Origin of the sequence: Pinirhizobacter sp. (assembly GCF_036499745.1) — a bacterium.
In the GTDB taxonomy this organism is placed as follows: domain Bacteria; phylum Pseudomonadota; class Gammaproteobacteria; order Xanthomonadales; family Rhodanobacteraceae; genus Pinirhizobacter.
Genome location: NZ_DASYDG010000031.1, coordinates 12,363 through 32,147 on the forward strand (window position 1 = coordinate 12,363; position 19,785 = coordinate 32,147).

Annotated in this window: 20 protein-coding genes; 8 read left to right on the forward strand and 12 right to left on the reverse strand. The window is 65.5% G+C overall.

Annotation, left to right across the window (positions count from 1 at the left end):
• Window positions 1-71: 71 nt before the first annotated feature.
• The gene (locus VGM61_RS11505; RefSeq protein ID WP_331522959.1) at window positions 72-1,331 is read right to left on the reverse strand and encodes an efflux RND transporter periplasmic adaptor subunit; all 1,260 of its coding nucleotides are present in this window, start codon (window positions 1,329-1,331) and stop codon (window positions 72-74) included.
• A 278-nt stretch (window positions 1,332-1,609) separates the two neighbouring features.
• Between VGM61_RS11505 and VGM61_RS11510 the strand changes: the two genes are divergently transcribed.
• Window positions 1,610-2,143 (forward strand): c-type cytochrome, encoded by a 534-nt coding sequence (locus tag VGM61_RS11510; RefSeq protein ID WP_331522960.1) that lies wholly within the window; start codon window positions 1,610-1,612, stop codon window positions 2,141-2,143.
• A 760-nt stretch (window positions 2,144-2,903) separates the two neighbouring features.
• Window positions 2,904-3,668: a GIN domain-containing protein gene (locus VGM61_RS11515; RefSeq protein ID WP_331522961.1), complete on the forward strand. Its 765-nt coding sequence runs from the start codon at window positions 2,904-2,906 to the stop codon at window positions 3,666-3,668.
• A 28-nt stretch (window positions 3,669-3,696) separates the two neighbouring features.
• Here VGM61_RS11515 and VGM61_RS11520 read toward each other — a convergent pair whose 3' ends face one another.
• From VGM61_RS11520 to VGM61_RS11540, 5 genes are all read right to left on the reverse strand, one after another.
• The gene (locus tag VGM61_RS11520; RefSeq protein ID WP_331523097.1) at window positions 3,697-4,425 is read right to left on the reverse strand and encodes a LytTR family DNA-binding domain-containing protein; all 729 of its coding nucleotides are present in this window, start codon (window positions 4,423-4,425) and stop codon (window positions 3,697-3,699) included.
• Window positions 4,425-5,522 (reverse strand): sensor histidine kinase, encoded by a 1,098-nt coding sequence (locus tag VGM61_RS11525; RefSeq protein ID WP_331522963.1) that lies wholly within the window; start codon window positions 5,520-5,522, stop codon window positions 4,425-4,427. The genes VGM61_RS11520 and VGM61_RS11525 overlap by 1 nt, the downstream gene beginning before the upstream one ends.
• Before the next feature lie 60 nt (window positions 5,523-5,582).
• Window positions 5,583-6,086 (reverse strand): hypothetical protein, encoded by a 504-nt coding sequence (locus VGM61_RS11530; protein WP_331522964.1) that lies wholly within the window; start codon window positions 6,084-6,086, stop codon window positions 5,583-5,585.
• A gap of 148 nt (window positions 6,087-6,234) precedes the next feature.
• Window positions 6,235-7,731, reverse strand: coding sequence for a YifB family Mg chelatase-like AAA ATPase (locus tag VGM61_RS11535; RefSeq protein ID WP_331522965.1), 1,497 nt, complete (start codon window positions 7,729-7,731; stop codon window positions 6,235-6,237).
• Between the two features lie 146 nt (window positions 7,732-7,877).
• Complete coding sequence (locus VGM61_RS11540; protein WP_324348178.1) at window positions 7,878-8,132, reverse strand: accessory factor UbiK family protein; 255 nt, start codon at window positions 8,130-8,132, stop codon at window positions 7,878-7,880.
• A gap of 171 nt (window positions 8,133-8,303) precedes the next feature.
• On the opposite strand from VGM61_RS11540, the gene VGM61_RS11545 reads away from it, so the two are divergent.
• A complete protein-coding gene (locus VGM61_RS11545; RefSeq protein ID WP_250626554.1) occupies window positions 8,304-8,642 on the forward strand; it encodes a P-II family nitrogen regulator in 339 nt (112 codons plus the stop codon).
• Here the strand turns inward: VGM61_RS11545 and VGM61_RS11550 are convergent.
• Both VGM61_RS11550 and gpmA read right to left on the reverse strand, forming a co-directional pair.
• On the reverse strand, window positions 8,639-9,196 hold the full coding sequence (locus tag VGM61_RS11550; protein WP_331522967.1) for a DUF1453 domain-containing protein: 558 nt from the start codon (window positions 9,194-9,196) through the stop codon (window positions 8,639-8,641). The genes VGM61_RS11545 and VGM61_RS11550 overlap by 4 nt on opposite strands.
• A gap of 97 nt (window positions 9,197-9,293) precedes the next feature.
• On the reverse strand, window positions 9,294-10,034 hold the full coding sequence (gene gpmA / locus VGM61_RS11555; protein WP_331523098.1) for a 2,3-diphosphoglycerate-dependent phosphoglycerate mutase: 741 nt from the start codon (window positions 10,032-10,034) through the stop codon (window positions 9,294-9,296).
• 145 nt (window positions 10,035-10,179) lie between these two features.
• Between gpmA and VGM61_RS11560 the strand changes: the two genes are divergently transcribed.
• Window positions 10,180-10,833: a hypothetical protein gene (locus VGM61_RS11560; protein WP_331522968.1), complete on the forward strand. Its 654-nt coding sequence runs from the start codon at window positions 10,180-10,182 to the stop codon at window positions 10,831-10,833.
• Window positions 10,834-10,836: 3 nt separating this feature from the next.
• On the opposite strand, the gene hemF is transcribed toward VGM61_RS11560, so the two are convergent.
• A complete protein-coding gene (gene hemF / locus VGM61_RS11565) occupies window positions 10,837-11,739 on the reverse strand; it encodes an oxygen-dependent coproporphyrinogen oxidase (RefSeq protein ID WP_331522969.1) in 903 nt (300 codons plus the stop codon).
• An 85-nt stretch (window positions 11,740-11,824) separates the two neighbouring features.
• A complete protein-coding gene (locus tag VGM61_RS11570; RefSeq protein WP_331522970.1) occupies window positions 11,825-12,538 on the reverse strand; it encodes a YdcF family protein in 714 nt (237 codons plus the stop codon).
• Between the two features lie 95 nt (window positions 12,539-12,633).
• Between VGM61_RS11570 and VGM61_RS11575 the strand changes: the two genes are divergently transcribed.
• From VGM61_RS11575 to VGM61_RS11590, 4 genes are all read left to right on the forward strand, one after another.
• A complete protein-coding gene (locus tag VGM61_RS11575; protein ID WP_331523099.1) occupies window positions 12,634-13,824 on the forward strand; it encodes a beta-ketoacyl-ACP synthase in 1,191 nt (396 codons plus the stop codon).
• Window positions 13,824-14,621, forward strand: a complete 798-nt coding sequence (locus VGM61_RS11580) for a beta-ketoacyl synthase chain length factor (protein WP_331522971.1) — start codon at window positions 13,824-13,826, stop codon at window positions 14,619-14,621. The genes VGM61_RS11575 and VGM61_RS11580 overlap by 1 nt, the downstream gene beginning before the upstream one ends.
• Entirely contained in the window at window positions 14,618-15,361 is a 744-nt protein-coding gene (locus VGM61_RS11585; RefSeq protein WP_331522972.1) for a glycosyltransferase family 2 protein, read from the forward strand. The genes VGM61_RS11580 and VGM61_RS11585 overlap by 4 nt, the downstream gene beginning before the upstream one ends.
• 84 nt (window positions 15,362-15,445) lie before the next feature.
• Complete coding sequence (locus tag VGM61_RS11590; RefSeq protein WP_331522973.1) at window positions 15,446-17,032, forward strand: NAD(P)/FAD-dependent oxidoreductase; 1,587 nt, start codon at window positions 15,446-15,448, stop codon at window positions 17,030-17,032.
• Here the strand turns inward: VGM61_RS11590 and VGM61_RS11595 are convergent.
• Together VGM61_RS11595 and VGM61_RS11600 are read right to left on the reverse strand one after the other, a co-directional pair.
• Entirely contained in the window at window positions 17,012-17,470 is a 459-nt protein-coding gene (locus tag VGM61_RS11595; protein ID WP_331522974.1) for a phosphotransferase, read from the reverse strand. The genes VGM61_RS11590 and VGM61_RS11595 overlap by 21 nt on opposite strands.
• Window positions 17,454-19,772 (reverse strand): MMPL family transporter, encoded by a 2,319-nt coding sequence (locus VGM61_RS11600; protein ID WP_331522975.1) that lies wholly within the window; start codon window positions 19,770-19,772, stop codon window positions 17,454-17,456. Before VGM61_RS11600 ends, VGM61_RS11595 begins: the two co-directional genes overlap by 17 nt.
• Window positions 19,773-19,785 lie beyond the last annotated feature (13 nt).

Here is a 19,785-nt window from a genome sequence, read left to right on the forward strand (position 1 = left end):
GGCGTGTCCTTGCAGAACTGCTTCAAGCCACCGCGCGATGAATCCATCGCGCCATGGCCCTGGTGTGTTGGTTAGCCGCCGCGGCGTCCGCCCTTGCGGTTTGCTGCCTGCTTGGTCTTGTCCAGCTCCGCGGCGGTCGGCGCGGCCGGTACCTGGCCCGGAGCCAGTGCCTGTACCTTGCTGCCGGGCTTGAGGCGGAACTGGCCCTCGGTGACCACGCGGTCGCCTTCCTTCAGGCCCTGGGTAATCAGCACATGGCTGTCACCCACTTCGGTGCCCGAGACCACCGCCTGCATCTTGACCGTGTTGTCGCCCTGCACCTGGTAGACGTAGTCGCCATCGGGACCGCGCTGCACGGCCTGCGTGGGCACGACCAGGCCGCCCTTGATCGTGTTCACCTTCAACTGCACGTTGGTGAACTGGCCCGGCCACAATTCGGTCTTGGTATTGGGGAACACCGAACGCACGGCGAACTGCGCGGTGGTGGCATCGATCTGGTTGTCGATCACGTCGAGCTTGCCGTCATTGGCCACGATGTGGCTGTCGGCACGATCGCGCACGGTCACCGGCGCATCGCCGCTGGCAAGCGCCGCGCGCACCACGTCGAGGTTCTGCGTGGGCAGCTTGAAGGTCACGTACAGCGGATGCAGCTGCGTAAGCACCACCAGGCTGTCGGTGGTGGAAACGATATTGCCCACGTCCACCGCGCGAATGCCGGCCACACCGTCGATCGGAGCGATCACCTTGGTGAAGCCCAGCTGCACTTCGGCGGCGCGGATCGCGCCCTGCGCACCGGCCACCGTGCCCTCGTACTGCTGCACGGTGTTCTTCAAGGTGACGAGGTCGGCCTGGGAGACGTACTGCTCCTTTGAATTGGCGACCAGGTCCTGCGAACGCTTCAGGTTGCTGCGCGCGGTACCCAGTAGCGCCTGGTTCTGCGCCAGGGTGGCGCGTGCCTGGTCAAGGTTGGCCTGGATGGTGCGCGGATCGATCTCGGCGATCACATCACCCTTCTTGACCTCCTGGCCTTCCTTGAAGTTGAGCTTCATCAGCTGGCCGCCGACCTGCGGCTTCACCGTTACGGTGTTCAATGCCTGCGCGTTGCCCAGCGCATTGAGGAACACTGCAACGTCCTGGCGGACCACCGGCACCACGGTCACCGGGATCGGTGTGTCGTCCTTGCCATCCTTGCCCTTGCCGTCCCCCTGCCCGGCCCCGGCTTGCTGGCCAGCAGCTGCGCCACCCTTGTGGCCCAGGCGCGGCACGACGATCACCGCGGCTATGGCCAGCACGACGATCACCGCCAGCGCGATCTTCCAAAAACGCGACATGAAACGCTCTCCATATAGAAACTGCGGGGTTGTCCCCGGCGCGCGGTGCGCGCGGCCTGACCCATGGGTCAATAGCATAGGTTTACTGCAACGAGGTTGAACAATGCCGGTTGACAGGGGTACCGCGTGACCTGTGGCAGGGTTGGACAACGACGGATGGCCAAAATATCCCCGCGCCATGATCACCCCGCGACGCTCTTTCCGCTATACTCGGCGACTGATTGTGTCCCCTTTATACGGGGCCATGCCTGGGCCAGCATCCCCTTCAGGAGTCATGCGTGAGCGGTACACCGAGCAAATCCGACAAGAGCTTCCTGCAGCAGTTCTCACTGCTCACCACTGGGCTCTCGGTCCTCACCGTCCTGCTGATGTTCCTTGCCTACTGGATTTATTCCGGCATTCCCAAGGAATCAGATCCCACCCAGGTCCAGGCAAAAGCCGAACGCATCGCCGCAGTCGGTGGCGTCTACGCCGGCGATACCGGCCGTGCCGCCATGCAGGCCGCGCAGGAAGCCGCCACCAAGGCCGCCGCCGCGCAGGTCGCCTATGGCGGCACCACCGATGGCAAAACGGTCTACGACAACCTCTGCCACAGCTGCCACACCGCCGGTGTCGCCGGCGCACCGAAGCTGGGCGACAAGGGCGCCTGGGCAGCCCGGGTGGCCGAAGGCATCCCCACCCTGATCAAGCACGCGATCGAAGGCTACAAGGGTCCGGACGGCAACGTAATGCCGCCCAAGGGCGGCAATCCCTCGCTCAACGACGAACAGGTCGGCAACACCGTCAAGTGGATGGTCTCGCAGGTCAAGTAAGCGCCCGCACTGGGGCTTCGGCCGAACGTGATGAAGCAAAAGCTAAAGCCGCCGCGAGGCGGCTTTGAGCGTTGAGGGGACGGGAGTGGGCGGGTGTGACCCTGGTCACTAAGTCCTCAGTCGGCTTCGCCTCCCTGCGGAAGCGTTCCCAGGGTCACACTCGCCCACTCCCTCCGACTCGTGATGCAAAGCACGCAGTGTGGGAGATTGACGCAGGCATTTTTGGGCGCCTCTCGCGCCGGTGGGCCGACGCAGGGGAAACGGCGTTCATCGATCACGGTGACGTCAGACATCCGTAGCCCGTTCTCCCCACAACCGTCGTTGCGTCCGAGGGTGCGGTCGGGTGGTGCTTTCGTCGCGCTTCCGCAGGGAGGCGAAGCCGACTGAGGACTTAGCGACGAAAGCATCATCCGGCCGCGCCGTCACCGCCACGCAAGATAACGGGCGAGGCAAAGAGGCTGGCGCTGAGTGGGGGGCGGCCTTTGAAAAAGGCCGGGCCTCGGTACCAGAGCGGGGGAGGGAGGGTATCTGGTACCGAGGCGGGGCAGGCAGTCCATTAAAGAACTGCTCGGTACAGGATTATAGGCCTGCGAGGCCCGGCGTCAATAGGATCGATCTAAATTCTTTTTCATCAATGGCCGGAAACCGGCACGGGGTTGGTAGGCCCTGCCACTGGGCATGGGGACTTCCGGGCCATTGCAGCCGCTCAGGCGGGCGGGTATCCCTATGGGGCACGCCTATTCCTTATGGAGCCCACGTCATGCGCAAGTACGCCCTGCTCGCCCTCGCCTTCGCCCCCTTCGCCGCGGCGCACGCAGATCAATGCACGAAGTCGGCGGACCGCTCCCTGGACGCGGACCTGCGCGGGGTGCGCACAGTGCGCCTGGAGACCGGTAGCCACGACTTGAAAATCAATGCCAGTGGCAGCGGTACCTCGCTGGCCGCACGCGGCAAGGCATGTGCATCCAGCGATGACGCCCTGGCGGAACTGGTGATTACCCAGCATCGCGACGGCGATACCCTGGTGGTGAGGCTGGGCGACGATCGCAGCCATTGGCACATCGGCTACACCTACCAGTCGTTCAAGGTGGACGTGGCGATGCCGGCCAACCTGCCCGTCCAACTCGAAGTGGGTAGCGGCGATGGCGAGACGCATGGGGTGGCAAGCCTTGATGCCCACGTCGGCTCCGGCGATGCGAAGCTTTACGAGACGGCGGGCGCAGTCAGTGCTTCGGTGGGCTCGGGCGACCTGACCGTTGAAGGCGCCGGTAGCGTGAAAATCGATGCCGTCGGCTCAGGCGATGGCAAGCTTCGCAGTATCCGTGGCCCGGTAAGCGTGGGCACCGTCGGCTCCGGCGACCTGGACATGCGCGATGTCGGCGGCAATGTCGAGGTGGATTCCATCGGCTCAGGCGACGTCAACGCCGACAACGTGCGTGGCGACCTCACCGTGCACTCCAAGGGTAGTGGAGATATCAGCCACTCGCGCGTGACGGGTAAGGTGTCGGTGCCCCGCGAGGACTGATTATCCGGCGCGAAGGCGGAGATTGGCCTCAGTGCGCCGCCAGCGCGGCGCGCAATTGGTCGACGTAGGTGCGGCTCGCCCGCAAGGGCGTGCCGTCGCGCAGGCGAAGCAGGCAGTCGCGGTTGGAGAGTGCCTCGAGCTCGGCGATGCGATCGATGCGCACGATGGTGGAGCGATGGATGCGCGCGAACCGCCGTGGATCCAGGCGAAGGCTCAGCTGATGCAGCGGTTCACGCAGCAGGTATACCCGTGTTCCCACATGTAGGCCGGCGTAGTCGTCGTTCGCTTCGATCCAGTCGATGTCGTTGGTTTCAACTACGGCGATGCGTTGGCCGACGCGTACCGTGAAACGTTCTACCCAGGTTGGAGGCGCCTGGGCCATGTCGTCGCGGGCGCGGTTACTCAGGGCCATGCGCGCGCGGTCCAGCGCTTCGCGAAAGCGCTCGTCGTCGATGGGTTTGAGCAGGTAGTCCAGCGCCTGCAGCTCGAACCCGGCCACGGCGAAATTCTCGTAAGCGGTAAGCAGGATGGCGAGGGGGCGCGAGGCGACCGGGATCTGGCGCAGGGCGTCGATGCCGCTCATGCCAGGCATCTGCACGTCCATGAATACGAGGTCCGGTCGATGTTGCCCGATCAGCCGTACCGCCGCCTCGCCCTCCTCCGCTTCGCCGACCCAGCAGATGTCCTTGTGTCGGGTCAGGCGGGCACGCACGCCATCGCGGGCGAGCGGTTCGTCATCCACCACCATCACACGCATCACGGGCTGGCCACCTGCGGGGAATGCTTGGCGGCGGCAGCCAGGCGAAGCGGCAAAGCCAGGCGCACCCTGCAGGAGCCATCTGCTTCCACGGCGACATCCACGGTGTGATTTCCTGGATACAACGCTTCCAGCCGTTGCCGCACGTTGGTCAGGCCGATGCGGGTGGAACGTTGCGAAGGATCGCCGACGGGATCTGCCACGCCATCGTTGTGCAGTTCGATCACCAGACCACCGCCCTCGCTCTCGATGCGAAGTCGCACCGTCCCGCCAGCTGCCCTTGGTGCGATGCCGTGGCGAATCGCGTTTTCTACCAGTGGTTGCAACAGAAGGGGCGGCACCCAGGCCTGCAGCACTCCGGCGCCAACGCGTATGTCGACGTGCAGGCGCCGGCCGAGCCTTACTTTTTCAATGTCCAGATAATGGTCGGTGAGCGAGAGTTCCTCGGCGAGCGTCACCTCGCGCGCATCGCTGCGTTCCAGCGTGGCACGCAGGAGATCACCCAGGCGCGCGATCATGCGGGTGGCGCCACTACCGCGGCCATCCACGACCATGGAGGAAATACTGTTAAGGGTATTGAACAGGAAGTGCGGGTGCATCTGGTACTGCAGCGCTCGCAGTTCCGCTTCGCGAGCCAGGGCCTTGGCCTCCGTTTCGCGGCGGTGCGCCCTTTGCAGTGCGTCGTACTGGTGCAGCAGCGCATGAATCGCACAGTAGACGATGAGCGCCAGCCAGCAGCCGTCGAGTCCGGCGAAGATGCGGGCGAATGAGTAGCCCGGTACCAGGCGCCAATGTACCGCCGCGGCCTGTGCCACGGCGTTGTTGATCACCGAAGGCACGTAGGTGGCCAGTAGCAGCACCACGATGGTCAAAAGCCCGGGCACGCCGCGCCGCCACATGGCGCGTTGTAGCAGGGCGATGGGTACTACCCAGAAGAGATAACAGACAGCATAGAAGGCACGGAACGCGCCTGCGTGCGCCTGGCCGAGCTCCGGCAGCGCCATCACTGCCATGCAAAGCATGACGGGCAGCGCTGCCAACAGCGAAACCCGCAGCGGCAGGCCGACAGGCGGACGAGGAAGCAAAGCGTGTGTCATCGTGATGCCCGTTGAGCGCCGACCCCGCTGCCGGACGCCCCGGGCACCGTATATCGAACCTCAGCCCTTGTCATCCATGATGGCCGAGTACAGCATGGCGCTGATCTTCCAGCCCTCGTCGGTATGCACCAGCTGCCAGGTTTCCGCGCCATGGTTGGTGGCCTTGCCATCCACCAGGAACCGGTAGTCGAAGTAGACAGTGCCGACGATGCCGTCGGTCTGGATGCTTACATTGCTGAAGACCTCTTCGATCGGCCTGGGCGCGCTGCCGACAAAGCCTGCGAACTCTTCGTAGCTGCCCGGCACGAACTGTTTGGCTTCGGGATGTCTGGTGCGAATCTTCGCCACCGAGGCCTTGTCCACGGCCATCAGCCACGAACCTCCGGACAGGAACATCCCACTCATGGCTTTTCCATTCTTGGCGATGATGGCCGCTTTGAAGCTGTCGACGACCTGCTGTATCTGCGCGCGGTCAGCAGCATGCGTGTCGACGGGGACATCCTTTGCGTGAACGGTCGCGGTAAAGGACAGGGCAACGAACAGGACGGATAACAGCAACCTCATGGCGCAACTCCATCGACAGTGGGTGGTGCCCGATTAAGGCTGCCCGGCATCGCGGGCGCCACTGATTTGCGGCTAGCCGTGCACGGGACGCGGTAAGTCGTGGATGAGGGATGGGCACGGCCAATGCCCTGACGTGGCCAGACTCAGGTCACGACCGATACTGCAACGCCTCGGCCAGGTGCATGCGGCCAGGTGGCGACGCCGGATCTTCCGCGAGGTCGGCGATGGTACGGCCGACGCGCAGGATGCGGTGGAAGGCTCGTGCCGAGCCGCCCAGGCGTTCCACCGCTGCTTCCAGCCACTGGCGATCCGTCGGCCGGAGTGGGCAGTGGCGTTCCACGCCGCGTGCATCGAGTGCGGCATTGGCGCATCCCTGGCGGGTAACCGCCGCTTCCCTCGCGCGTCTTACCCGCACGCGCACGGTGGCCGTGCTTTCGTCGTGGGGACCGGGCTCGCCACGCAGTTCGTTGAGCGGCACGCGCGGCACGGGAACGTGCAGGTCGATGCGGTCGAGCAAGGGGCCGGAGATCTTGCTGCGGTAGCGGGTGATCTGGTCGGGTGTGCAGGTGCAGCGGCCGCGTGGATCGCCGGCGTGGCCGCAGGGACATGGGTTCATCGCCGCTACCAGCTGGAAGCGCGCGGGGAAGGTGGTGCGGCTGGTGGCGCGCGATATCACCACCTGGCCGGATTCCAGCGGCTCACGCAGGGCTTCGAGCACGCTGCGGCGGAACTCCGGCAACTCATCCAGGAACAACACACCCTCGTGGGCGAGCGATATTTCACCTGGACGTGGACGCGAACCACCACCCACCAGCGCCGCCGCGGATGCCGAATGATGCGGGGCACGGAACGGTCGGCTGCGCCACGACACCGGTGGCGGCAACTGGCGACCGACCGAGCGTACGGCGCACGAAGCCAGGGCTTCGTCTTCGGACATCGATGGCAAAAGGCCTGGCAGGCGTTCGGCCAGCATCGTCTTGCCGGTACCGGGCGGCCCGGACAGCAATACGTGGTGGCCACCGGCCGCGGCGATCTCCAGTGCGCGCCGCGCCTGGTACTGGCCCCGGACATCGCCGAGGTCGGGATACGTGGGTTCGTCCGAGGCATCCACCACCGGTGGCGAATCCAGATCACCGGTTTCGGTGAGCCAGGCGCAAACGTCGCCCAGCGAATCGGCCACCAGCACGCGCATACCGCCGACCATGGCCGCTTCGCCGGCGTTGGCACGCGGCACGATGGCGATGCGGCCCGATTCGCGCGCCTGCAACAGTGCGGGCAGCAGGCCGGCGACCGGCCGCAGCTCGCCCGATAGCGCCAGTTCGCCCAGGAACTCGCATGCTGCCACGCGTTCGGCGGGCAGGTGATGTGCCGCGGTGAGCAGGCCTACGGCCAGTGCCAGGTCGAAGCGACCGCCTTCCTTGGGAAGATCGGCCGGGGCAAGGTTCACGGTGACCCGGCCGTTGGGGGTTTCAAAGCCGGTATTGCGCAGGGCCACCCAGACGCGGTCGCGCGCCTCGCGTACGGCGGTCTCGGCCATGCCGACCATGTAGAACGCGGGCAGACCGCCGCCCAGGAAAACCTCGACGGTTACCTCAGGGGCCAGGATGCCATCCTGCGCGCGGCTGTAGGCCACGGCGAGCGTCATGGGATGGAGCACCCGGTAATGGGTGTGGTTTTGAACATGGCGCCTTCCTTAGCGCGGGCGGATTCCGAGCAACTTCCAACTAACCGCCCCCGGTTCTTCAATCTCGGGGTGAGGGTGACAAACCGGGGGCGGCTCCCGGGAGCTGACTAATGCCCGCGTGCGCCCTGGGACGCTTCGAGGTCCGCAATCCGTTGCTCCAGCTCATCGATCCGTGCGCGGGTGCGCGCTAGCAGCTGTAGCTGGACTTCGAATTCTTCACGGGTAACGAGGTCGAGGCGGCGCAATCCCTGTGCCAGGACATCACGGAAATTGACCTCCAGGTCGTTGCGTGCCTGAGCAAGACCGGGTGGGACCAGCGATGCGAGGCGCTGGGCCAACTGATCGATACTTTGCACATCCATGAGGATTCACCCCGAATTCGTAAGTTCAGTCTAGGAAGCCGTCCGCAGTCCGGCCATCAGGTAATGCCGACTCTTCTTGTAGGGTTTTTCCTACAAGATGAGTCAGGCCATGGAGGGTATCCCAACCGGATGGCACAATGGCCCTCCGCCGCATACCCCACGGAGCAGGACATGAAGCTGGTCGTCGCCATCATCAAGCCTTTCAAGCTGGACGACGTCCGCGAGGCCCTGGCCGAGGTGGGCGTGCAAGGAGTGACCGTCACCGAAGTGAAGGGCTTCGGTCGCCAGAAAGGCCACACCGAGCTCTATCGTGGCGCGGAGTATGTGGTTGATTTTCTTCCGAAAATCAAGCTGGAAGTGGCTGTCACGGAGGACATGGTGGAGCGCGTGGTGGAGGCCATCGGCAACGCCGCGCGCACCGGCAAGATCGGCGACGGCAAGATCTTCGTCAGCCCCCTGGAGCAGGTGGTGCGCATCCGCACCGGTGAGCTCGACGGCGACGCGCTCTAGTCCAGCGCCACCGTACCTGCCGGAGCCGTCGCCTTCCAGCGACGGTGGTGCACCAGCAGGCCTGCGTAGTAACAGATGTAGTAGCCGAAGGTCAGGCCCAGCACCAGCAGGGTCAATGGGCTGTTGCCAATGGCCGGATGACCCTGGGCGGCTACCGCGGTGGCACCGGTGGAAGCCACCACGAACCTGTAGGCCACACGTCCCAGGAACAGCGCCGTGACCACGGCGCCCAACCATGGGTTGGGCACATAGCGGTCGCCTTCAGGCGTGGTCTCAAATCGCGTGAGCCTTAATCCGGCATAGCCCACCAGGCCACCGACGACCAGCCCGGCAAGCAGGCCTTCAACCAGCGCAACGTTCGCCAGGGGCCCCACGAGCGACGGAATGGCGAAACCCACCACGACCAGCGACAGGATCACGATGCGCACGACCATCCGCTTGGTGCGGATCGGCTGGGGGCCGAAGCTGCTGCGCACGCGGCGGTAGACGCCCCAGGCCATCAACGGGACGGAAATGAGCATGCCGATCAACTGCGGGTTCATGGGAGCAGCCATGGGAAAGCCTCGGGACCGTTTTTTGAAGTGGGGCCAGCTTAGGGCGCCGGCCCAACCCGAACCATGGTCGAACGCCATGACATCGGGGTGACGGCTGTCATTTGGCCTTGCCCTGTGCCGCGACGGCGGCCATCTTGGCCTCGATCGCAGCTGCGTCGCCCAGGTAGTAGTGCCTGACCGGTTTCATATCGGCATCGAACTCGTACACCAGCGGCACGCCGTTGGGGATGTTCACGCCCACGATTTCATCATCGGGGATGTTGTCCAGGTACTTCACCAGCGCCCGCATGGAATTGCCATGCGCCGACACCACCACGCGCTGGCCCGAGCCCACGGCGGGCTTGAGCACTTCATGCCAGTAGGGCAGCACACGCGCCACGGTGTCCTTCAGGCATTCGGTCAGGGGCACCTGGCCGGGGGCGAGCTTCGCGTAACGCGGGTCGTCGATCTCGGTGCTCTTTTCCAGTGCCGGAGGCGGGATATCGTAGCTGCGGCGCCAGATGTGAACTTGTTCCTCGCCGTATTTACTTGCCGTCTCGGACTTGTTCAGGCCGGTGAGTGCACCGTAGTGGCGCTCGTTGAGGCGCCAGTCGGTCACGACCGGCAACCACATCTGGTCCATGGTGTCCTGTACGTGCCACAGGGTACGCACGGCACGCTTCAACACCGAAGTATGGGCGATATCGAAGGAAAATCCTGCGTCCATCAACAGGCGCCCCGCCTCGACGGCCTCTTCGATGCCCTGCTCGCTCAGGTCGACATCGGCCCAGCCACTGAAGCGGTTCTCCAGGTTCCATTGCGACTGGCCATGGCGGATGAGGACAAGCTTGTGCATGATCTTCCGGTGCCTCGAGGCTAAAGAAGTCGATGGTGGAGCGGGCCGGGCCTTAGGTCAATTCCGCTCCCCTGCCATGAGTCACACTAAACGCGGGGCATTCCGGAGGCATCCTATGCCTACACCAGACCAGAAAAGGGAAACAAACATGAAGCGCAGCCTTATAGTCCTGGCCATGGGCGTAGCCCTTTCGTGCACCGCCTGTGCCGGCGGTAGCGACACGGACAAGGTAAATGGCTCGGTATCGGTCGCGGCCGGCCAGCCGGCCACCGACGTAAGCACGGTGAACGGCGCGGTCCACATCGCCGACAACGCCCAGGTGAAGGAAGCCAACACCGTCAATGGCGGCATCACCCTGGGCGACGGTGCCCAGGCCACGGAACTGGATACCGTCAACGGCTCGGTCACCCTGGGTGTCAAGGCGGCGGTAAGTGGCGAGGTCAACGCCGTCAACGGCGGCATCCGGCTTGCCAACGGTGCTGGCATCAAGGGCAAGCTTTCCAACGTCAACGGCGACATCACCCTGGACAACGCCCACGTTGGTGGCGGCATCGAGACCACGGCGGCCGACATCACCATCAGCGGTTCGTCGAAGGTGGAAGGCGGCATCCATGTGCAGAAACCCAGTGGCCTGAACTTCAGCGGCAACAACAAGGTGCCGAAGATCGTGATCGGCCCGGGAGCTACCGTCAGCGGTCCGCTCGACTTCGAACGCGAAGTGGAACTGCACGTGAGCGACCGCGCCACGATCGGCCCGGTGAAGGGAGCCACGGTGCAGAAGTTCTCCGGCGACACGCCGTAAACGCTAGATCCAGTCGCGCGGCTTGAGATACCCGGCCAGGCGCGCTTCGGCGCTGCCTGGCTCGGGCTCATAGCCATACTCAAAGCGCACGCGGGGCGGCAGGCTCATCAGGATCGACTCCGTGCGCCCGCCCGACTGCAAACCGAACAGTGTGCCGCGGTCCCACACCAGGTTGAACTCTACGTAGCGGCCACGCCGGTACAGCTGGAATTCCCGCTCGCGTTCGCCATGGGGGGTATCGCGGCGACGTTCGACGATGGGCGCATAGGCATCGAGGAATCCATTGCCTACCGCCTGGGTGAAGCCAAAGCAGCGCTCGAAGCCGCCTTCGTTGAGATCGTCGAAGAACAGTCCGCCCACGCCGCGTGTTTCCTGCCGGTGGCGCAGGTAGAAGTATTCATCGCACCAGGCTTTGTAGCGTGCGTAAACGTCGTCGCCAAAGGGCGCGCACAGGTCGCGTGCGGTGCGATGCCAGTGGATGACGTCTTCATCCACCGGATAGAACGGCGTGAGGTCGAAGCCGCCGCCGAACCACCACACCGGTTCCACGCCTTCCTTGCGGGCTTCGAAATAACGCACATTGGCATGCGTGGTGGGCACGTGGGGGTTGTTTGGATGAAGCACCAGCGACACGCCGGTGGCGATGAAACTGCCGCCGGCCAGTTCCGGCCGGTGCGCCGTGGCGGCGGGCGGCAGTTTGTCGCCATGCACACGCGAGAAATTCACGCCGGCCTGCTCGAACACTGCGCCATCGCGCAGCACGCGGGTGCGGCCACCGCCGCCGGCCGAGCGGGTCCAGGCGTCCTCGGTGAATCGCGCGTGGCCGTCGAGGCCTTCGACGGCCGAGCAGATGCGGTCTTGAAGGTCGCGCAGGAAGGTCTCGACAAGATCGGCCTGGTGGCTCATGGCGGTGCCGGTGCTGATGATGGAACACCGGAGGATAGCAACCCGGGGCCAGGGCCTCACCCAAGCATGACACCTGCCCCGCGTGTCAGCTGACGCGGTCGGCCATGCGCCGATGGCCGATCAGCCGCGCCCAGCGCACGGCGACGTCGATCCACATCAGGTATCCGGCCTCCAGGAAGATCCGGCGCAGGTAGCGGATATCGCGGGGCAAGGTGGCCTCGGCGCCCACCGTTTCCACCTCGAAGCCGAGCCTGCGTGCCAGCAGCTGGCAGCGCGCCAGGTGGTAACGGCTGGTGACCAGGCATACCGGCGGCAGATCCCCGGCGTCCCGTGCCAGCAGGCTGCGTGCGTGGCGGAGATTTTCCAGCGAATCGATCGAGGCCTGTTCCAGCTGCATCGGCACCATGGCCGGGAACCCTTCATCGCGCAACCAGCGCTCGCCGGCGGCGGCTTCGGTTACCGTGCCGCCACCGCTGCGCCCGCCCAGCAACATCACCCGCTCGGCCAGCCCCCGTTGCGCAAGCAGCAGGCCACGCGCCAGGCGCTGACGGTAATCATGCTCAGGGCGATTGCCCACCAACATGCGGCCAAAGACCAGCACCGCCAGCCGCCGGGTAGGTTCCCGTGGACTGCGCAGCGCCACGCGCGCCACGTGAAGCAGGTAGCCCACGTACAGCAGGCCACCGGTGCCCGCCAGGGCCACCAGCGTCACCGCGGCGCCATGGAGTACGTCCACGTCGCCCAGGTAACGCCAGACGCCGCGGCGGAAAGGTTTCAGCAGGGAAGAACGATGGGCCATGGGCGCCGCCAAGCATGCCTCAACGGCGTTCACGCGGCGTACCTGACCTAGGAAATAATTTCACCCAACGCTACGCTGGAACGATGCCCGAACCCATGCTTCCCCTGGCCATTACCGCCTTTACCGCCACCACCGCGCTTGGACCGGGCCTGAAGGCCCAATCCGATGGCCTGGCCGCATCGCGCAGCGGCCTGCGCCGCAATGATTTCAGCCAGGCCCCGCTCGATACCTGGATCGGCCGGGTCGACGGCCTGGAAGATGCTGCCCTGCCGGCCGATGCCGCCGGGTGGGAGTGCCGCAACAATCGCCTGGCGTGGCTGGCGATGAACCAGGACGGCTTTGCCGACGCCGCGCGCGAGGCGGCCCGGCGCCATGGCAGCGACCGCGTGGCCGTGGTGATGGGTACCTCCACCGCCAGCATCGGCGCCACCGAGCATGCCTATCGAACGCTCACCGAAAACGGCGCGTTTCCACAGGCCCTGCGGCGCCGCGACGTCCATCAGCCCAATTCCCTCACCGGTTTCGTACAGGCGGCACTGGGGCTGGACGGCCCGGCGCTCACCATCGCCACGGCGTGCTCCTCCAGCGCCAAGGTGTTCGCCGCAGCCGAGCGGTTGATCCGCCTTGGCGTGGTGGACGCCGCCGTGGTCGGCGGGGTGGACACCCTGTGCGAAAGCGTCCTCTTCGGCTTCAACTCGCTGGAACTGGTATCGAATGAACCGTGCCGGCCGTTCGACGCTACCCGCGGTGGGATCTCGATTGGCGAGGCCGGCGGCTTCGCCCTGCTCGAACGGCGCGAGCTTGCGCCCGGCGCACCACGGCTGGCCGGCTACGGCGAATCCAGCGACGCCCACCACATGTCCACGCCCCATCCGGAAGGCCTGGGCGCGGAATTGGCGCTACGCGACGCACTGGCCCGCGCGGGCCTTGACGCCGCCGAAGTGGACTACATCAACCTGCATGGCACGGCGAGCCTGAAGAACGACGAAGTGGAAGCCGCACTGGTTGCACGCAGTTTCAGTGCGCAAACGCGGGCCAGTTCCACCAAGGGCTTCACCGGCCACACGCTGGGCGCCGCCGGCATTGTCGAGGCAGCCTATGCGTTGCTGGCCATTCGCGATGGCTTCGTGCCCGGCAACCTCAATGCCAGCCAGCCTGATCCGGCCTGTGGGCCGCAGATGGCGTGGCACAACGAGCGGCAACCAGTGCGCGTGGCACTGTCCAATTCCTTTGGCTTCGGCGGCAACAACGCCTGCCTGGCATTCGTCGCGGGCGACCACGACTGATGCGGCCACTGGAAGTTTTCATCCAGGGCGTCGGCCTTTGGGCGCCGGCGGTGGCGACCTGGGCGGATTTCAAACCCTGGCTTGACGGCGCGCAACCGGATGCCGAACCCGGCAAGCCGCGTGCAGACGTACTGCCGGCCAACGAGCGGCGGCGCGCGCCCGATAGCGTGCTGCTGGCCGCTGCAGTCGCAGGCCAGGCTGTATCGGCCAGCGGGCTGGACCCGGCCAACCTGGCCAGCGTGTTCAGTTCCGCCCACGGCGACCAGGCCATCACCGATTACATGTGCGCGACGCTTGCCCAATCGCCGGCTGGCCTGTCACCCACCCGGTTCCACAATTCGGTACACAACGCACCGGCCGGCTACTGGACCATCGCCACGGTGTGCCATGCGGCATGCAGCGCCATCTCCGCCGGCGATGCCAGCTTCGGTGCGGGGCTGCTGGAGGCGGCAGCGCAAGCCGTCGCCGATGACCACCCGGTGTTGCTGGCCGCCTTCGATACCCAAGGCCATGGACCACTGCTGTCGATGACACAGGTGACCCTGCCCTTCGCTACCGCGTTGGTGCTCTCGCCTTCGCGCACGCCCCGGAGCATGGCGCGCCTGGTGATCGCCACCGCGCCGATCACCACGGTGACCAGGGCACGCGACGATCGACTGCATGCCTGGACAACGGCCAATCCATCCGCTGCGGGCCTGCCGTTGCTCGAAGCGCTGGCGCATGGCGCCGGTGCCGACGTGGTGCTTGCCGCTTCCGCCGGCATGGCGCTGCACGTCCGTGGAGAAACGCTTACTTGAGCTGCTGCGTCCTCATCCCATGCCTCAACGAGGAAAAGGCCATTACCGCGGTGGTCGGGGAAGCGATTGCGCTTGGCCTGCCCGTGATCGTGGTGGACGACGGCTCCGATGATGCCACCGCCGATGTCGTCGCCACGATGCCCGTGACCCTGCTGCGCCACGACACCCGCCGCGGCAAGGGCGAGGCCTTGCGCACGGGATTCCGCGAGGTGCTTCGCCAGGGCTTCGATGCGGTGGTCACCATGGATGGCGACGGCCAGCATTCGGCCGCCGACGTGCCGCGCCTGCTTGCCGCCGCCCGCGCCTACCCGGGGCACATCGTGATCGGCGCCCGGCTGCTGGACAAAGCCCAGCAACCACCGGGTCGCCGCCGTGCCAATGCCATCGCCGACTGGGGCATCTCGTGCGCCTGCGCGCAGCCGATCGCCGACACCCAGAGCGGGCAGCGCTTCTATCCGCGCAAAGTGATCGACCTGGTCGAGATCGGGGCGGAGCACTTCGTGTTCGAGGCCGCCCTGTTGATCAAGGCGTCACGCGAACTAGGCGTTCGCGTGGTCTCCGTCCCGATCGCCTCACGCTATCAGGGCGGCTTCCGCCACAGCCATTTTCGCCCCGTGCACGACGTCACCCGTATCACCCTATATACGATCGGACGTGCTTACCATTATGGGAACTTCATCCGGAGCTACCGGAAGTCGCGGGCGACCCTGCCGGTGGTGGTGGACCCTCCCCTCGCCTGAACGGCGAGCCCATGCCCCGGCCGCCCTGCACGCGCCCATTCGCAAGAACGTGCACAATCAGCTGGCGCCAACGAGGAGCAGGGCATGACGGCAAGCTCGCACGATGTGGTGATCATGGGCGGGGGCCTGGCCGGTCTCACACTTGCCATGCAACTGAAGGGCCGTTTCCCTGACCTGTCCATCCTGGTGATCGAACGCAACCGGCACCCGGTACCCCTGGCCGCGCACAAGGTGGGCGAGTCTACGGTGGAAATCGCCGCCCACTACTTCGGCCACACGCTGGGCCTGCGCGAGCACCTGGAAAGCGACCACATCCGCAAGTTCGGTTTTCGCTTCTTCTTCTCCGACGGCAAGGATGACCTGGCCAATGTCACGGAGTCCGGCGTGCGCCGCGTTTTCCCCACGCCCAGTTACCAGCTCGACCGCGGCGTCCTTGAAAATTACCTGGCCGAAGAAGCCGGACGCCGCGGCATCGAGTTGCGTGGCGGCGCCGTCGTGCGTTCGTTCCAGATCGTCCAGGGTGGTGCCGCGCATACGTTGCGCTATACCGGTGCCGGTGGTGAGCACGAGGCCCAGGCGCGCTGGCTGATCGATGCCTCGGGCCGCGCAGGGCTTATCCGCCGCAAGTTCGACCTTACCCGCGACAACGGCCATCACGCCAATGCGGTCTGGTTCCGCATGGAAGGCCGCATGGATATCGATGGCTGGTGCAACGATGCCGACTGGCAGAACCGTTGCGTGCCGCCGGAGCGCTGGCGCTCCACCAACCACCTGTGCGGGCCGGGCTACTGGCTTTGGTTGATCCCGCTGTCGTCGGGCGCGCATTCGGTGGGTATCGTGGCCGATGCGGACATGCATCCGATCGAAGACATGCGCACCTTCGACAAGGCCATGCAATGGATACACAAGCACCAGCCGCTGGTGGCGCGCGATCTTGAGAAGCGCCGGGACGACCTGCTCGATTTCGCCTTCCTGCGGAATTATTCCTACACCAGTACCCGGATGTTCTCAGCCGACCGCTGGGCGCTCACCGGCGAGGCCGGCGCGTTCCTCGACCCGTTCTATTCCCCGGGCAGCGATTTCATCGCCATCGCCAATACCTACATCACTATGCTGGTGGGGCACGACCTGGCCGGCGAGCCGGTGGCACCGTGGGCGCGCCTGTACGAGCGGCTGTTCTTCTCGTTCTACGAGAACACCTTGCAGATGTACCGCGGCCAGTACCCGCTTTTCGGCGATCCGGAAGTAATGCCGATCAAGGTTGTCTGGGACTACGCCTACTACTGGGGCGTGCTGTGCCAGCTGATGTTCCAGCAACGGCTGGGCGATGCTGCGCTTTTTGCCGCGCTTGGATCGGAGCTTGAGCGTGCGCGCGAACTCAATATCGCGATGCAGGCGTTTTTCCGCCGCTGGCACGCGGTATCGCGGCAGCGGAATACCGGCGTGATGCTTGACCAGGGTGAACTGGACTGGTTCCAGCAGATGAACAACGGCCTGCACGATGAGCTCTCGCATGACGACCTCGTCCAGCGCCTGCGCGCGAACATCGCCCTGCTCGAATCACTCGCCGGCGGCATCGTGGCCCGCGCGGCCGAGGACGACCCCGACCTTGCCGATGGCGTAACCCCGGTACCGGCGCCTGCGCCTGCGTTATTCACACGCGTGGCGTAACGGGGCGCTTCCCTGCGGCGGATGAATCACCGCCGCACGTCCGCTGGCAAGCAGCTGGCCGCCTTGCTCGACGCGGAATTCATACTGCGCACCGCCGTCGTCCGCCGCGATGCAACGGGCGTGGACATCCAGCGCGCCGGCATCGGGGTCGACATATTCCACGGCCAGGCGAACATCGCGCAGGCTCACCAGCCGGCCGGGTTTTACCGGTGCACCGGGCGTCGCCTTCAAACCACCGTGTACCGCCATGGCCTGGGCGCCGTACTCGGCCAGGTTCACCGCGTGCAAGCCACGTGGTTCGCGAAGCGGATGATCGGCCAGGGCATGGCTTTCGCTACGTGCGTGGATACTGTCGTGGTCGAAGGCGACCACGGCATCGAGCAGGTTCATGGCCCCTGCGTGGGGAATGAGCCCGGCGAATTCACTCTTTCGAAGCATGCGGCGCCATCAGGATGGAAATACAGAAATGGAAGGCCACGCCCAGGCTCACCGTGAGGCCGATGGCGCGCAGCACCGGGATCGATGACCACGCCAGCATGCCGAACACCAGCAACGCTGAAAGTACGCAGACGATAGTGGCGTGCAGCGTGCGCCGCTGCTCGTCGGGATCACCGGTATCCCGTTCGAAGAACAACGCGTAGTGCAGTCCCAGGCCACCTGCCAGGATCAGCGACACCAGGTGGAACAGCGATAGCGGGATGCCTGCCACGCGCTCTACCGCCAGCACCATGAAGGTAGCAAGCGTCATCGGTGCCAACACGTGCCAGGCACGGCGGAAGCTGCGCAGGGCAAAGGCAATCGTGGCGATCAACAACAAGGTGGCCACGGCCAGCGCCTTGAGGATGCGCGTGCGGTATTCGGCGACCAGGGATTCGGAGGCTTGCTTCAGATCCAGCAGGCGTACCGCGCCACCCGTTTTGGCGGCCAGGGGCGCGAAGGCGGCAGCATCGTGCACACCGGACAATGTAGCCAGGCCCACCCAATGATCGCCACGGTTCACCAGCATCGCCGAGAGCCGCTGGCCCAACGGCGAGGAGGCGAAGCGTTCCGGGGTAAGCACCGGTGCACTGCGTGCGGCTGCGACATCCGCCACGAACGGGGCGAACAAGTCCTTCTTGAACGGCGTGTCCTGCAGCGCGCTGGCCAACATCTTCTGCAAAGCCTGCGTGTCCGGCAGCTTCGCCTGGCGCGCCTTCTGCGTGGCCGCGCTGGGCAGGTAACGCGAAGGCAGCTCCACGCTGTCCAGCGCCTTGCCGGCCAGGAGCCTGTCGATATCGGGCTCGATGCGTTCGGAGAGCGCAAGCACGCCGTCGGCGTCGTGGGCCTGCAGCACCAGCAGGTAGCGCACGTCGGGTGCGCCTAGCTCGCCGCGTAACCGGGCGTCAGTCATCAGCATGTCGGTGGGCAGCGGCGTCAACGCAGCGAGGTTGTTTTCCCAGAATGAACCCGGCGCGAAATACAACATCGCCGCCGCGGCAAGGGCGATCGGCACCGGCAGCCAGCGCGGACGTGGCAGTTCGTCGAAGAAGGTGCGCAGGCGGGCCAGGCCGGGTGTGGTGGCAATGTCACGCGCACGTTCGGGCAGAAGGTGCGGCAACAGATAGCGCGTGGCAAGGCCCGCGGCCAGCAGGCCGGTGATGGTGAACACCGCCAACTGCTGGAGCCCGCCCACACCCGAGGCATAGAAAGCAAGATACGCAATGCACGCCGAGGCGATCGCCGTCATCAAGAGCGGCCACAGGCCACGCACGCTGGCCAGCGCTGTTTCGCCGGCCCGCCGATGGCTAAGCAGCCGGATCGGATATTCCTGTGCCACACCCAGCAAGGTGAAGCCAAAGGCAAGCGTGATGCCGTGGACTTCGCGAAAGCAAAGCGCCATTACCGCGATGCCGGCCAGGCCACCGGTGGCCACGGGCAAGGCGCCGAACAACAGCGAAGTGACGCTGCGGTATGCAACAAGCAACAACACGATGAAGCCGATGGTGGAAATGCGGCCGATGACATCGGCTTCGTGGCGCGTCTGCGCGTTCACCACCACGCTGAAATAGCCCGGACCGCTCAACAGCAGGTGCGCGCCCTGGCTGCCCGGCAGGGCTGCGAATGCCGAGCGAATGCCGTTGATGGCCGCCTCCTGTGCTTCCGGATCAAACCCCGCCGCCTGGGTCTGCACCAGCAACAGCGCTTCTCCCTTGCTGGAAAACCACACGCCGTCCTTCACCTGTGGTGACTTCGCCGGCGTCCACCGTTCGGCGAGCTTCAACAGTTCCAGGGTGGGATCGCGCGGAAGCAACGACTTGAGCATCGACGCCGCCGGCGAGGCCATGTCGTCCAGCCGCTGCTGTAGTTGATCGGAAAGGAAAGGCGCGTCCATCGCCGTGGTGTCGAGCGTGGGCGAGAGCAAATACCGGTAGAACAAGAACCGGTTGTCGAGCGCAGCCAGATCGAAGTCGCCGTTGACCACCTGGGGGTAAGCCGGCTGCTTGCGCAAACTTGCCGCCAGGCCATGGCTGAGCGACGCCAGCTGCGACGCCGGGACGCCATCGATGGCAACGAGCAGCAGGCGCGATCCCGGGCCCTCGCCCACCTGGTCCATCAAGAGCTTCTGGTCAGGTGTGGTCGGCGCCGGCATGAAGCTGCGCAAGTCCGTGCCCACCACCAGGGTGTGCGTAATCAACACATACAGCAGGCCCAGGCAAACCAGCCAGGCGGCCAGCAGGGCGGCGCGCGGTGCGAACCTCATGCGGCCACGTTGA